The sequence below is a fragment of the Emcibacter nanhaiensis genome (genome assembly GCF_006385175.1).
Lineage (GTDB): Bacteria > Pseudomonadota > Alphaproteobacteria > Sphingomonadales > Emcibacteraceae > Emcibacter > Emcibacter nanhaiensis.
In genome coordinates, this window is record NZ_VFIY01000004.1 from 660,656 (window position 1) to 674,882 (window position 14,227).

13 protein-coding genes are annotated in these 14,227 nt (G+C 56.7%); 7 read left to right on the forward strand and 6 right to left on the reverse strand.

All coding sequences use genetic code 11. From position 1 onward, the window contains the following. Positions 1–4: 4 nt before the first annotated feature. From dprA to rpmG, 4 genes are all read left to right on the forward strand, one after another. Positions 5–1,129, forward strand: coding sequence for a DNA-processing protein DprA (dprA, locus tag FIV46_RS03540; protein WP_139938435.1), 1,125 nt, complete (start codon positions 5–7; stop codon positions 1,127–1,129). 113 nt (positions 1,130–1,242) lie between these two features. Then, entirely contained in the window at positions 1,243–3,789 is a 2,547-nt protein-coding gene (gene topA, locus FIV46_RS03545; protein ID WP_139938437.1) for a type I DNA topoisomerase, read from the forward strand. Positions 3,790–3,804: 15 nt separating this feature from the next. Further along, entirely contained in the window at positions 3,805–6,084 is a 2,280-nt protein-coding gene (rnr, locus tag FIV46_RS03550; RefSeq protein WP_139938439.1) for a ribonuclease R, read from the forward strand. A 150-nt stretch (positions 6,085–6,234) separates the two neighbouring features. After that, positions 6,235–6,402: a 50S ribosomal protein L33 gene (gene rpmG / locus FIV46_RS03555; RefSeq protein ID WP_139938441.1), complete on the forward strand. Its 168-nt coding sequence runs from the start codon at positions 6,235–6,237 to the stop codon at positions 6,400–6,402. Positions 6,403–6,476: 74 nt separating this feature from the next. Here the strand turns inward: rpmG and FIV46_RS03560 are convergent, their stop codons facing one another. Continuing rightward, the gene (locus tag FIV46_RS03560) at positions 6,477–6,815 is read right to left on the reverse strand and encodes a hypothetical protein (RefSeq protein ID WP_139938443.1); all 339 of its coding nucleotides are present in this window, start codon (positions 6,813–6,815) and stop codon (positions 6,477–6,479) included. 332 nt (positions 6,816–7,147) lie between these two features. On the opposite strand from FIV46_RS03560, the gene FIV46_RS03565 reads away from it, so the two are divergent. Beyond that, positions 7,148–7,765 (forward strand): hypothetical protein, encoded by a 618-nt coding sequence (locus FIV46_RS03565; protein ID WP_219845840.1) that lies wholly within the window; start codon positions 7,148–7,150, stop codon positions 7,763–7,765. An 11-nt stretch (positions 7,766–7,776) separates the two neighbouring features. Here FIV46_RS03565 and FIV46_RS03570 read toward each other — a convergent pair whose 3' ends face one another. From FIV46_RS03570 to glpK, 3 genes are all read right to left on the reverse strand, one after another. After that, positions 7,777–8,358, reverse strand: a complete 582-nt coding sequence (locus FIV46_RS03570; RefSeq protein ID WP_139938445.1) for an NAD(P)H-dependent oxidoreductase — start codon at positions 8,356–8,358, stop codon at positions 7,777–7,779. Positions 8,359–8,430: 72 nt separating this feature from the next. After that, positions 8,431–8,886: a hypothetical protein gene (locus FIV46_RS03575; RefSeq protein WP_139938447.1), complete on the reverse strand. Its 456-nt coding sequence runs from the start codon at positions 8,884–8,886 to the stop codon at positions 8,431–8,433. Positions 8,887–9,001: 115 nt separating this feature from the next. Beyond that, positions 9,002–10,498 (reverse strand): glycerol kinase GlpK, encoded by a 1,497-nt coding sequence (gene glpK / locus FIV46_RS03580; RefSeq protein WP_181163039.1) that lies wholly within the window; start codon positions 10,496–10,498, stop codon positions 9,002–9,004. Between the two features lie 144 nt (positions 10,499–10,642). On the opposite strand from glpK, the gene fumC reads away from it, so the two are divergent. Beyond that, on the forward strand, positions 10,643–12,025 hold the full coding sequence (gene fumC / locus FIV46_RS03585) for a class II fumarate hydratase (RefSeq protein WP_139938449.1): 1,383 nt from the start codon (positions 10,643–10,645) through the stop codon (positions 12,023–12,025). A 3-nt stretch (positions 12,026–12,028) separates the two neighbouring features. Here fumC and FIV46_RS03590 read toward each other — a convergent pair whose 3' ends face one another. Beyond that, positions 12,029–13,399, reverse strand: a complete 1,371-nt coding sequence (locus tag FIV46_RS03590; protein WP_139938451.1) for a PleD family two-component system response regulator — start codon at positions 13,397–13,399, stop codon at positions 12,029–12,031. Positions 13,400–13,408: 9 nt separating this feature from the next. Continuing rightward, complete coding sequence (locus tag FIV46_RS03595) at positions 13,409–13,774, reverse strand: response regulator (RefSeq protein ID WP_139938453.1); 366 nt, start codon at positions 13,772–13,774, stop codon at positions 13,409–13,411. A gap of 168 nt (positions 13,775–13,942) precedes the next feature. Here FIV46_RS03595 and FIV46_RS03600 point away from each other — a divergent pair, with 168 nt between their 5' ends. Then, positions 13,943–14,221 carry a DUF3572 domain-containing protein gene (locus FIV46_RS03600; RefSeq protein WP_139938455.1) on the forward strand — a complete coding sequence of 93 codons (279 nt, stop codon included), beginning with the start codon at positions 13,943–13,945 and terminating at the stop codon, positions 14,219–14,221. Positions 14,222–14,227: the final 6 nt, after the last annotated feature.

Consider the following 14,227-nt stretch of genomic DNA (forward strand, 5'->3'; position numbering starts at 1 on the left):
TTTTGTGACCGCCAAACCAGCACACCTTTCTGACCAGGAAAAACTCAAACGGCTGCGTCTCAGCCGCACCGACCGGATCGGCCCGGTGACATTTCGCGAATTGCTCGGCGTCTATGGCGATGCGGGCACCGCCCTTGAAGCCCTGCCCGAGCTGTCCCGCCGCGGCGGACGGAAAAAGCCGTTGCTGCCGCCGTCTGAGGAGGCCCTTCATGCCGAACTGGAACGGCTGCATAAACTGAGCGGGAATATGGTCGTCTGCGGCGATACAGCCTATCCCGAACGGCTCGCCGCCATCGACAGCGCCCCGCCGGTGCTGATGACGCTGGGCCGAACCGACCTGCTGAAGAACAAAGGTTTCGGCATTGTCGGCGCCCGCAATGCCTCCGCCGCCGGCATGAAACTGGCCCGGGACTTTGCCCGTGAACTGGGTGAACAGGGCCTGACCATCGTGTCCGGTATGGCCCGGGGCATCGATACTGCTGTCCATCAGGGTTCGCTCACGACCGGCACCATTGCGGTGCTGGCCGGCGGTATCGACGAACCCTACCCCCGGGAAAATATCCCGCTCTACGAAGAACTCATCGACAAGGGCCTGGTGATCTCGGAAATGCCGCTCGGCATCCAGCCCCAGGCCCGGCATTTTCCCCGCCGTAACCGCATCATCTCCGGCCTGTCTTCGGGCGTGTTGGTCGTGGAGGCCACTGTCCGGTCCGGCTCCCTGATCACCGCCCGGCAGGCGGCGGAACAGGGTCGCGAGGTCTTCGCCGTCCCCGGTCACCCGCTCGACCCCCGTGCCCGCGGCCCCAACAGCTTGATTCGTGACGGCGCCACCCTCACTGAATCTGTAAACGATATTCTCGAAAGTCTGGAACAGCAACGACTGCCGCAGCCGGTTGAAATTGTTGATAGCCCGTCCAAATCCCCGCCCCCCGCCGGGCTATCCTCTGCATCTTTTGACTCGGCAAAGCTTGCAATTCGCGAAAAATTAAGCCATACCGCTGTACCCATAGACGATTTGATCCGATTGTCGGGCGTAGAGACGGCGGAACTTCAGACGATCCTTCTGGAACTTGAACTCGCCGGTGAAATTGTCCGACATCCGGGAAACAGGGTAGCATTTGTTAAGTAATTTGTGTTAAACCCCTGCAAAACTAGAGAAATATTCGGAATACGGAATCCGGGACCAAGTAACGCGTTTCCCCATCTCCTGCTCCGGGAACATCCAGAACAAAGCCTGATTGCATGAAAACTGTAGTTGTAGAATCCCCGGCCAAGGCCAAAACCATCAACAAATATCTGGGCAAGGACTATGAAGTTCTCGCCAGCTTCGGCCATGTGCGCGACCTGCCGTCCAAGGACGGCTCCGTCAAACCCGACGAAGATTTCGCCATGGAATGGGAAGTGGACAGCGACAGCAAAAAGCGCATCAAGGATATTGCCGACGCGGTCAAAAAGTCCGACGCCCTGATCCTCGCCACCGACCCGGACCGTGAAGGAGAAGCCATCAGCTGGCATGTTCTGGAACTGCTGAAAAGCAAGCGCGGCGTCCTCAAGGACCAGGAAGTGAAGCGTGTGGTGTTCAATGAGATCACCAAAAGCGCCATCCTCAACGCCATGGAACATCCCCGCGATATCGACACCCCGCTGGTGGAGGCCTACCTCGCCCGCCGGGCGCTGGATTACCTGGTGGGCTTTACCCTGTCCCCGGTGCTGTGGCGCAAACTGCCAGGCTCCCGCTCCGCCGGCCGCGTGCAATCCGTGGCCCTGCGCCTGATCTGCGACCGGGAACTGGAGATTGAAGCCTTCCGGGCCGAGGAATACTGGAATATTGTCGCCACCCTGCAAAACAGCGAAAAGATTCCCTTCGAGGCCCGGCTGAGTTTCCTGGACGGCGAGAAAGTCCAGAAATTCACCCTGACCAATGAAGCTGATGCCATGGCGGCAAAAGCCAAGATCGAAGCCGCCAAATTCTCCGTCCAGTCCGTGGAGAGCAAACCGGCCCGCCGTTTTCCGGCACCGCCATTCACCACCTCGACGCTGCAGCAGGAAGCCGCCCGCAAGCTCGGCTTCAACGCGACCCGCACCATGCGCACCGCCCAGAAGCTCTATGAGGGCGCCAACCTGGGCGGCGAGACCGTGGGCCTGATCACCTATATGCGTACCGACGGCGTGACCCTGGCCCAGGAAGCGATCCAGGGCGCGCGATCCGTGATCGGCCGCGACTTCGGCGACAAATACCTGCCGAAAAGCCCGCGCATGTATAAATCCAAGGCCAAGAACGCCCAGGAAGCCCATGAAGCGATCCGTCCGACCGACCTTGGCCGCCTGCCGAAAGACATGGTAAAATACCTGGATGACGACCAGGCCCGGCTTTATGAGCTGATCTGGAAACGCACCATCGCCTGCCAGATGAGTGAAGCGGTCATGGAACGCACCACCGTCGACCTGCTGTCCGGCGACGGCCAACAGGGCCTGCGCGCGACCGGCACGGTACAGATTTTCGACGGCTTTCTGACCCTCTACCAGGAAGGCCGCGACGACGAAGACGACGAGGAAAACGGCAAACGCCTGCCCAAACTGGCCAACGGCGAATCCGTGAACCAGGAAAAAGTCGAGGCCAGCCAGCATTTCACCGAGCCGCCGCCGCGCTTCTCGGAAGCCAGCCTGGTGAAGAAAATGGAAGAGCTCGGCATCGGCCGGCCGTCCACCTACGCCTCTATCCTGCAGGTGCTGCGCGACCGCAACTATGTGGTCATGGACAAAAACCGTTTTATTCCCGAAGACAAGGGCCGTGTGGTCATCGCCTTTCTGGAAAATTTCTTCGGCAAATATGTGGAATATGATTTCACCGCCGACATGGAAGAGCTGCTCGACAAGATTTCCGCCGGCGACATTCCGTGGAAAAAGGTCCTGGCCGACTTCTGGCGCGAATTCAGCAAGGCCGTGGACGGCACCAAGGACCTGCGGGTCTCTGAAGTGCTGGAAACCCTGAACAATGTGCTGGCGCCCTATATCTTCCCCGAACGGGAAGACGGGTCCGATCCGCGCAGCTGCCCCAAATGCAAGGAAGGCCAGCTCAGCCTCAAGACCGGCAAGTTCGGCGCCTTTATCGGCTGCTCCAACTATCCGGACTGTGATTACACCCGCCATATGAAAACCGGCAACGGCGAAAATGGCGAGGAAGCGGCCGAGGAAGGCCCGAAAGTCCTGGGCATTGATCCGGAAAGCGGCATGGAAGTCACCGTGCGCACCGGCCGTTTCGGTCCCTATATCCAGCTCGGCGAGCCGGTCGACAAAAAGGAAAAACCAAAGCGCGCCAGCATCCCCAAGGGCATGTCGCCGGACAGCGTCGATCTGGAGCGGGCGCTCAAGCTGCTGTCCCTGCCCCGTGAAGTGGGCAAGCATCCGGAAGACGGCGAACCGATCACAACCGCCATCGGCCGCTACGGTCCCTATGTGGCCCATAACCGGGTCTTTGTCAGCCTCAAGGATCCGGAAGAGGTCTTCACGCTCGGCATCAACCGGGCTGTGGAACTGATCGCCGAAGGCGCGAAGAAAAAGAAAGCGCCCGAGGCGCTGAAAGAACTGGGTCCCCATCCCGAGGACAAGGAACCTGTAATGGTCATGGACGGCCGTTACGGCCCCTATGTGAAGCATAAACGTATAAATGCCACAATTCCCAAGGATAAAGACCCCCAGACAATAACAATGGAAGAAGCCGTTGAGCTTCTGAAGGCGCGTGCCGCCAAAGGCAAAAAGAAAAGCACACGCAAGAAAAAAAGCGCCTGACCGGCGCAGGAAAAAATGACAGATAAAAAACACATCCCCTTCCCGACCCGGGAAGAGGTACTCGAGTTCCTCAGGAACAACCCGGACAGGCAGACAAAACGAGAGCTTGCCCGGGCCTTTCACGTGCGCGGCGAAGACCGCATCCTCCTGAAACATATGTTGAAGGAGTTGAAGGACGAAGGCCTGCTGAAAAAAGGCCATAAAAAACAGATCCACCCCGATGACGGCCTGCCGCCGGTCTCGGTGATTGAAATCACCGGGCTCGACAAGATGGGCGACCTCAAGGCCCAGCCGACAAGCTGGGAAGAGGAAGGCCCGCCGCCAGCAATTATCCTGCACGCCCATGAAACCAAGGGCCATATCGGCGTCGGCGACCGGGTCCTGGCCCGGCTCAGCCGCGACCGCGACAACAAGTCCGGCTATGTGGCCAAAATCATCCGCAAGCTGGAAAGCAGCGGCGGCCTGGTGATGGGCTTTTTCCGCCAGCAGGACGACAATATCGCCATCGTTGTCCCCACCGACAAGAAAAACCGCGACACCTATGTGATCGGCCGCAAGGACTGGCAGGGCGCCAAGGACGGCGAACTGGTCATGGTCGAAACCCGCAAGGCCCGCCGGGCCCGGGGCGAACCGAAGCCGGCCCGGGTGCGCGAATGCCTCGGCGCCATGGACGAACCGCGCTCCATCAGCCTGATTGCGGTCCACGCCCACGGCATTCCGGTGGATTTCAGCGACGAGGCGGTCAAGGAAGCCGACAAGTCCGAAGTCCCGGCCATGGAGCCGGGCCGCGAGGACCTGCGCGGGATTCCGCTGGTCACCATTGACCCGTTTGACGCCCGCGACCATGACGACGCCATCTGGGCCGAGCTGGACAAGGATCCCAACAATGAAGGCGGCTGGCATGTGATTGTCGCCATTGCCGACGTGGCCCGCTATGTGCGGCCCGGCTCGGCGCTGGACAAGGACGCCCGCACACGGGGCAACAGCGTCTATTTCCCCGACCGGGTGGTCCCCATGCTGCCCGAAAGGCTGTCCAACGGCCTGTGCTCGCTCAAGGAGGGCGAGGACCGCTACTGCATGGCCGTGCACATGTGGTTCGCGAAAAACGGCAAAAAACTGCGCCATAAATTCGTACGCGGCCTGATGCGCTCCGCCGCCGGCCTCTCTTACGAAGAATATCAGCGGGCGGTTGATGGCGACGTCAGCGACAGGGCCAAGCCGATTATGGATACAGTGATCAAGCCGCTGTGGGGCGCCTTTGACTGCCTGATGAAGGGCCGCCATCACCGCGAGCCGCTGGAGCTGGAAATGCTCGAGCGCAAGGTCACCATTGGCGAAGACGGCCATATTGAAAGCATTGTGCCCCGCATTGTGCTGCCAGCCCACAAGCTGGTCGAGGAATTCATGATCCAGGCCAATGTGAGCGCCGCCCAGCAGCTCAGGCACAAGGACTGGCCCTGCATGTACCGGGTGCACGAGCCGCCGAGCCTGGAAAAACTGGAGGCGCTCCGCGAATTCCTCGAGAGCCTGGATTACAGCCTCGCCAGGGGCCAGGTGATGAAGCCCAGGGTGTTCAACACCATCCTGCGCAAGGTCGACGACACGCCGCAGGAGGAAGTGATCAACACCGTGATTCTGCGGACCCAGTCTCAGGCGGTCTATTCCCCCGACAACCTCGGCCATTTCGGCCTGTCGCTGGCGGAATACGCCCATTTCACCTCGCCGATCCGCCGTTATTCCGACGTGATGGTGCACCGGGCCCTGGTCAGCGCCCTCAAGCTCGGCGACGACGGACTGAGCAAGGAAGACCGGGCGCAGTTCGAGGAAACCGCCCAGCATATCTCCGATACCGAACGCCGCGCCATGCTGGCGGAGCGGGAATCGCTTGATCGTTATGTGGCCGCCTATATGAAGGATCATGTGGGCGATATGTTTGACGGCACCATCAGTGGCGTCAGCCGCGCCGGCCTGTTTGTCACCCTGCTGGAAAGCGGCGGCGACGGCCTGGTGCCGGTCTCCTCCCTGGTCGGCGACTATTTCCGCCATGATCCCGATTTGCACATGCTGGAAGGGGAATATACCAATATCGTCTACCAGCTGGGCGACAAGGTCACGGTCCGGCTCCGGGAAGCGAATCCGGTCACCGGCGGGCTGATGCTGGAACTGATCGACGAGGAACTGCTGCAGGCGGGGCGCAAGGGGGCTAAAACCAGAGGCCGGCGCGGCCGGGCAAAGCCGCAAAAAAGCCCCAAAGGGCGGGCAAAACCATCGCCCGGGGGCCGGAGACAGCGGTAAAGCGGCCTGGAGGAGTTTTTTTTGGGGGAAATCCCTGATCTGCTCTTGACTTCAGCCGCAATAACTGTATTTTCCGCTCAATCAATTTTGTAGAATTTTAAGGCCTGAAGTGCTTTGGGCCTGATAGCTTAAGGAAACGGGACCAGAACAATGGCAAAACCCGCAAGTGTAAAAATCAAACTCGTCAGCTCAGCTGGCACAGGCTACTTTTACGTCACCAAAAAGAATCCGCGCAACATCACGGAAAAAATGGTCATGCGCAAATATGACCCCGTTGTGCGCAAGCATGTGGAATTCAAGGAAGCGAAAATCAAATAAGATTTTGGTTCCTGACCGAATTTGTCGAGCCGGCCGGTGGAGTTGTCCCCGGCCGGTTTTCGTTTGTGGAATACCTAGTGACTGATCAGAGTTCGTCGGCAGCTGCTACTTTGATTAGCCCTTTCAAGATCAAGATATATATCTGAGAATTCATACCCAATATCGTAGAATTGCGTTTTAAGGTCCTCTTCGGTTTGCCCTCTATCTCTTAATTGTTCTTTTAGTTTTGCAACACCTTCAGCGCATTTCCTATATCTTTCATAAAGACCATCAGGCCAGTCTTTTAGCCCCATTGAATCAATATGTTCAATTGCTTCGAAAAACCTTCCGCACCAATCTTTATGGGAAAACATCAAAATATTTAAAGCAATCTTGTAGTGCTTACAATGGTTGTCATATTTTAAATTTATCATATATAACTCTCTATAAAATAAGGGTTTAAAACAAAAAAGGGCCCGACGCACACAAGCGCCAGCCCTTTCTCTAATGATGCTCTACTATAGCAGAAAAGTCTTAATATTCTATTTACGTGTTATTAACCATGGAAAATATTTTTCCACCATCTGTCACTTCTTTACGATTTAGTGGAATTTTCCGGGCCAGATTTCGTTTATGAATTAGAGAAACAAATACTCCCGTATAATTACAAGATATTCGGACGAGTAGCATTCACGCTTCACAAAAAAGCACTTATAAGTATAATATGTAACGTTATTTTCTATTTAAAAGACAAGGATTCAGAGTGATGGCTTGGCTAAAAAAGGCACTAAACATTGCTTTGGCCATAGCTCTTCTAGGCGGCATAGGTTATTTCGCTTGGCTACTGTTTAGTAAGTTTTTTCATTTTCTCAGCGAAGCCGACCCCTCCGTATTCGCTGCTGTAGTTGGTGCTATCGCAACTGTTCTTGTGGGATTAGGCGGGGTTTTCCTTACACAAATTCAGCTAAGGAAAAGAGCTGCTGATGAAGCGCATCGCTCCATAAAAGTAGAATTCTATAAAGAGTTCCTTGATGTTGTTGCCAAAATGATAGTTGGCAATAGTGATAATGTAGATATCACTCCTCCCAGCGAGCAAGAACTTGTCAAATACCTAGTGGAGTTCAAAACCAACATTATGCTTTGGGGTTCCCCCCAAGTTATAAACGCCACTTTAAAATTTAGCGAGATGTCCAGCACTGGTAAGGGGAATATGTTTTTTTGCTTGGATGAATTATATCGCGCTATCAGAGATGACATTGGTCTAAGTAACAAGGGGTTAGACAATCGTCAATTGATTAAGATGTATTTGAGTGATCCGTCTGAACTGGATGATCCAGAGAAGTTACAGGCCATTCTCAGCGAACTAGAAACTGATGAAAATTAGTATTCTGATTTTCACTCCCCCCCTCTTCCCATCTCGCGCATCTTCTCAATCCACCCCTTGCGCTTGTCGTCGCTAACCGCCTCGACCATGCCGAACAGGGTGTCGCGGACCGGGCTGATGCCGCAGAACTTGAGGATATTGCGTTTCAGGTTCTTCAGGCTGTGGGCCATGAAAAACCAGCGGTAGGCGAAGGCGGGCATGCCCATGGTCACCACAATCCGGGCCGATTTGTCCTTCAGTTTCTTGACCGGCCAGCCGCCCTCCTTGCTTTCATAAGCGAAACCGGGGCGCAATGTCTGCTCGAGAAAGCCCTTGAACAACGCCGGCAGGCCGCCGAGCCACAGCGGGAAGATAAGGACGATATGATCGGCCCAGTCGATATCCTTCTGGGCGGTATGAATGGCGGGACAGGGCGCGCCGTGGTAATAATCCTCCATGGACTGCAGTATGGGAAAGTCGAGCGTCGACACCTTGAGGGTGCGCACGTCATGGCCGCCGTCCCGGGCGCCCTCCCCATACGCCTCGGCCAAGGCATGGCACAGATGGTCCGCCAGGTCCGGATGGCCGTCGATGATCAGGATGTTCCTGGGCATGCCTTTTCCCCTTTTGTCATTCCTGCGAAGGCAGGGCGATGAAAAGTTTGAGTTTTATTTTCAAGATAGAACTCAAAATTCGTTCAGATATACAACTCCATTTTTGTGACTTATAAACAGCTCCACTTCTATTCCTTCACGTTCAGACTCATCCGTTGGCAACGGTTTCGTATAAGCTATGCATACTGGCCCATTTAGTGGTAAAAAGGCTCTTATGCCGAGCGGAGACCCTTGGGAAACATGAAAGTTCACTTTCGCCAGTTCTTCAATATTTCTAGTTTCGCACCCCGGAAAAGACCTAAAATCCGGGTAGTCAAAAACATATACTTTGCCAAAGTAGCCGTTTTTAAAATCGTTGACGCTTTCGGTATATTTCGCCTCGTCCCAAAATGAGAAATCTTGACCCGTTAATTCCTCAACCGAGTCTTTCACCGGATCCTGAACCAGTAAATACACAAAATAAGTAGCCAAACACCCCCAACAGAAAAATAGCAGAGTGAAAAATGGTAAAATCAGTTTCTTAAACATAGCCCTTCCCCCATTCGTCATTCCTGCGGAGGCAGGAATCCAGTCCCATTATAAAACATATCGTCTGCCGCCGCCATTGTCTGGATCCCCGCCTGCGCGGGGATGACGGCCATATTTATTCCGAAAATACCTTGGCCGCATTCACCGCCCGCTGCCAGCCGGACAGCAGGCGGACCCGCTCCAGCTCCGCCATGGCCGGGCTGAACTGTTGTTCCTGCTGCCAGACCTTGCCGATCTCCTCCGGCCCGCCAAAAATACCTGCCTTAATCCCTGCAAGAAAAGCCGCCCCCAGCGCCGTGGTTTCCATGACCCGGGGACGGCTGACCTCCAGGCCGAGGATATCTGACAAATATTGCAACACCCAGTCATTGCCGACCATGCCGCCGTCCACCTTCAGGCGGCCCGGCGCCACACCGTCCTGCTGCATGGCGGCGAGCAGGTCGGCAGTCTGGTAACAGACCGATTCCAGCGCCGCGCGGACGATCTCCGCCTGGCCGGTGGCCCGGGTCATGCCGAACAGCGCCCCCCGCACCTCCGGTTGCCAGTGCGGCGCGCCAAGGCCGGTAAAGGCCGGCACCAGGTAAACCCCGGCATTATCGCCGAGCGACCTCGCCACCCCCTCGCTGTCCGGGGCAGTTTTGATGAATTTCATCTGATCCCGGAGCCACTGCACCGCCGCCCCCGCGACAAAGATCGAGCCCTCCAGCGCATAACTCACCTGCCCCTTGAGCCTGTATCCCACTGTAGTCAATAATCTATTCTGTGACGTCACGGCGTCAGCGCCGGTATTGAGCAGCATAAAGCAGCCGGTGCCGTAGGTGCTTTTGATATCGCCCGGCGCAAAACAACACTGGCCGAAGGCAGCCGCCTGCTGGTCGCCGGCCACCCCGCTGATCGGGATCGCCTCGTCAAACAGGCCCCTGGCCGTCACGCCATAGTCAGCGGCGCAGTCCCGCACCTCCGGCAGCAGGCTTTTGGGAATGGCGAACATCAGCAGCAGTTCCTCATCCCATTGCTGGCTGTGGATGTTGAACAGGCTGGTGCGGCTGGCATTGGTGGCGTCGGTGGCATGGACCCTGCCGCCGGTCAGTTTCCAGATCAGGTAGCTGTCGACGGTGCCGAAGGCGAGCTTTCCCTTTTTGGCCCTCTCCCGCGCCCCGTCCACATTGTCGAGGATCCATTTGATCTTGCTGGCGGAAAAATAGGGATCAAGCAGCAGGCCGGTGCGCTTGGTGATCTCCGGTTCCTGCCCGGCCGCCTTCATGTCCCGGCACAGGCCGGCGGTACGCCGGTCCTGCCAGACGATGGCGTTATGGATCGCCTCGCCCGTATCCCGGTCCCAGATCAGCGTGGTTTCCCGCTGGTTGGTGAGGCCGAGGGCGGCAATGCGGCCGCCGCGGTCGATGGCTTCCCTGACCGCCATGCGCGCCACCCGGTAGGTCACCTCCCACAGGTCCTCGGGCCGGTGTTCGACCATGCCGTCGCCGGGATAGAGCTGCGGAAATTCCTGCTGGGCCTGGGCGATAACAGTGGCGCGATTGTCAAACACAATCGCCCGGCTGCTGGTGGTGCCCTGGTCCAGGGCGAGGATCATAGGCTGTTGTCCGTTCATTGAAAGCTCCCGGTTCCCCTGCCTTTGTCCGAGTGTACCCCGAAGCATCCACCGTGGCCAGAGAGCAGCTTGGGGAAATCTTCCTTTTTCGCGGCGCGGTATTGGCTTATGCTTTGAAAAAAGTTCCGGGATGAGGAGCAGACCATGATTGAGACCCGCACAGAAACAGACAGCCTCGGCGCCATTGAAGTGCCGGCCGGCAGCTACTGGGGCGCCCAGACCCAGCGCTCGCTGGAGAATTTCAAAATCGGCGGCGAAAAGATGCCGGCGCCGCTGATCCGGGCTCTGGCCCTGCAAAAGAAATGTGCCGCCCTTGCCAATATGGAGCTCGGACTGCTGGGTGAAGCCAAAGGCAAGGCGATTATCAAAGCCGCCGGGGAAATCATATCTGGAAAAATGCTTGACCAGTTCCCGCTGGTGGTGTGGCAGACCGGCTCCGGCACCCAGAGCAACATGAACGCCAATGAAGTGATTGCCGGGCGGGCCAACGAGATCCTCACCGGCACGCGCGGCGGCAAGGAACCGGTCCACCCCAATGACGATGTCAACAAAGGCCAGAGCTCCAACGACAGCTTCCCGACGGCCATGTCGCTGGCGGCAGCCCTGCAGGTCGAGGAACGGCTGATTCCGACCCTGGTTCACTTTATGCATCACCTTAAGAAAAAGTCAGATGAGTTTGCTTCTATTGTCAAAATTGGACGAACTCATACCCAGGATGCGACTCCTGTTACCCTGGGACAGGAGTTCTCCGGCTATCAGCGGCAGATGGAGCTCGGCCTTGCCCGGCTCCAGGACAGCCTGCCGCGCGTGATGGAGCTTGCCCAGGGCGGCACCGCGGTCGGCACCGGCCTCAACGCCCACCCGGATTTCGCCCGGCTGTTTGTCGAAAATATCAACCGGGAGACCGGCTTCAGCTTTACCAGCGCGAAGAATAAATTCGAGGCCATTGCCGCCCACGATGCGCTGGTGGAGCTGTCCGGCGTACTCAATGTCATCGCCACCGGCTGCATGAAGATCGCCAACGACATCCGCTTCCTCGCCAGCGGGCCGCGCTCCGGCCTTGGCGAGCTGATCCTGCCCGCCAACGAACCCGGCTCCTCGATCATGCCGGGCAAGGTCAACCCGACCCAGTGCGAGGCCCTGACCCAGGTCGCGGCCCAGGTGATGGGCAATCATGTCGCCGTCACGGTGGCCGGCGCAGGCGGCCATTTCGAACTCAATGCCTTCAAGCCGGTGATCATTTATAATGTGCTGCAGTCAATCCGCCTGCTCACGGACGCCTGCCTGAGCTTTACCGACAACTGCCTGGTCGGAATCGAAGCCAATGAGGAACGCATCACCGAACTGCTGGAACAGTCGCTGATGCTGGTCACTGCGCTTAATCCCCATATCGGCTATGACAATGCCGCGAAGATCGCCAAGAAGGCCCATGCGGAAAAGATCACGTTGCGGGAAGCGGCCCAGGATCTGGGGCTGGTGACAGCGGAAGAGTTCGACCAGTGGGTTAACCCCAAAAAGATGGTCTGAGACCTAGTCTTCGATGGTGCAGACTTTGTTGCGGCCACCGTTTTTGGCCTGATACAGAGCCTCATCGGCGGCAACCAGCAGCTTGGTGCTGGACTGGCGGCTCTCTCCGGTGCGGGCGATGCCGATACTGACCGTCACGTTGATCGGTTCCTCGGAACCGGAAATTTCGAACGGCACCTCGGCGACACTGCGGCGCAGGCGTTCGGCGACAAAATAGGCGAATTCCAGATCGGTTTCATTCATGACCACGACGAATTCCTCGCCGCCGAAGCGGGCCGCCAGATCAATACCGCGGATATTGTTGCTGATGCGTTTGGCAAATTCATGCAGCACTTCGTCGCCGGAGGCATGGCCGTAGGTGTCGTTGATGATCTTGAAATGGTCCAGGTCCATCATCAGCAGCGAGACGTTGGAGCGCTTGTCATTGTCCGGCGACATCAGGTTGTCCAGATGCGAGGACAGGAAATGGCGGTTGTACAGGCCGGTGACCGCGTCAGTCATGGCCATTTCCATGCTTTTCTTCATGTTGCGGCGCAGACGGGCGGCATAGCGCTTCTGGCGCAGCTGGGACTTGGTGCGGGCCACCAGTTCGTTACTGTCGATGGGACGGGTGATGTAATCGGTGACCCCGATTTCCATGGCCCGGACCATCTGGTTGTCGTCGCCTTCATCCACCAGCACCAGAATCGGCGTGTGGCGGGTCTTTTCCGTCGAGCGGAGCAGCGAGCACAATCTCAACCCGTCCACATTTTTCAGACTCAGGCTGATGATAAACAGGTCGTATTTTTCCAGGTTCGGCGTCGTGATCTCGCCGCTTTCCACATCATCCACATCCACCTGCACCAGGTCACCCAGATAGCGACCAATGCGGTCGGCGACCCGGCCGTAATCCTCTATCAACAGGGCCTTGGCGTTGGCGATACTGACCGGACCGGTTTCATTGGACAGATTGACGCCGAAATTCTCGCCGGTGGATTCGCGCATCCTGAGCTCGTCCATGAGCATTTTCAGGCGCACCAGGGAACGCACCCGGGCAAACAGCGGCGTATCCTGCACCGGCTTGGTCAGGAAATCATCGGCCCCGGCTTCCAGGCCCGCGACCCGGTCCTTGGGCTGGTCAAGGGCGGTCACCATAACCACCGGAATATGGGCTGATTTGGGATTTTCGCGGATGCGGCGGCAGACTTCGAAACCGTCCATGCCGGGCATCATCACATCCAGCAGTACGATATCCGGCTGCTCTTTATCGATCACCTCCAGCGCCTCTTCGCCGTTCATGGCCGTCAGGACGTCAAAATATTCGCTGGAAAGCTTGGCTTCCAACAACTTCACATTCTGGACGACATCATCAACAACAAGTACTCGGGCGGTCATACCGGGGCGTTATCCTGCGAATTTTTTGACGGTTTCAATAAACTGGCTAACGGAAATCGGCTTGGCGATATAAGCCTCACAGCCACCGTCGCGAATTTTTTCCTCGTCCCCCTTCATGGCGAATGCCGTCACGGCAATCACCGGAATGGACCTCAGGTCATCGTCTTCCTTGATCCATTTGGTTACTTCCAGGCCCGATACCTCCGGAAGCTGAATATCCATGAGAATAAGGTCCGGGCTTTCAGTACGTGCAAGTTCAAGCGCCTTCATGCCTTCCTGAGTCTGAATAGTCTCGTAACCGTGAGCTTCCAGAAGGTCACAGAAGAGTTTCATATTGAGTTCGTTGTCTTCCACTACTAAAATCTTTTTAGGCATAATCTGTCCCGTACTTCATTTATCGTTGGGCATTTTGTCACTGAATTGCCGAATATTTATTAACCTTTGCCTCGTTGTATAACAACATCTTATGAAAAAGCAGTTAACAAGATATAGTCATTTAACAAGAAATACTTATATTCCTCTCTACAAACCGGAACAAGCCCCATGATGCAGGAACAGGCTGAACTTATTGCCCTGGAGGCTCTGACCTTCATTGCCGAAGACGAACAGGCCTTTATTGCCTTTCTGCGACTTTCCGGCTTTGACCGGGAAACCCTGACCGCCGCCGCCGGAGATCCTTCCGTTCTGGGCAGCGTCCTGGATTTCCTGCTGCAGGACGAGAAGAGGCTGCTTGCTTTCTGCGACAGCCGCAACATGCCCCCTGATCGCCCGGCCCGGGCCCGGCTGTCTCTGCCCGGGGCTGAATATCTAAAAAACATCTAAAAGTTA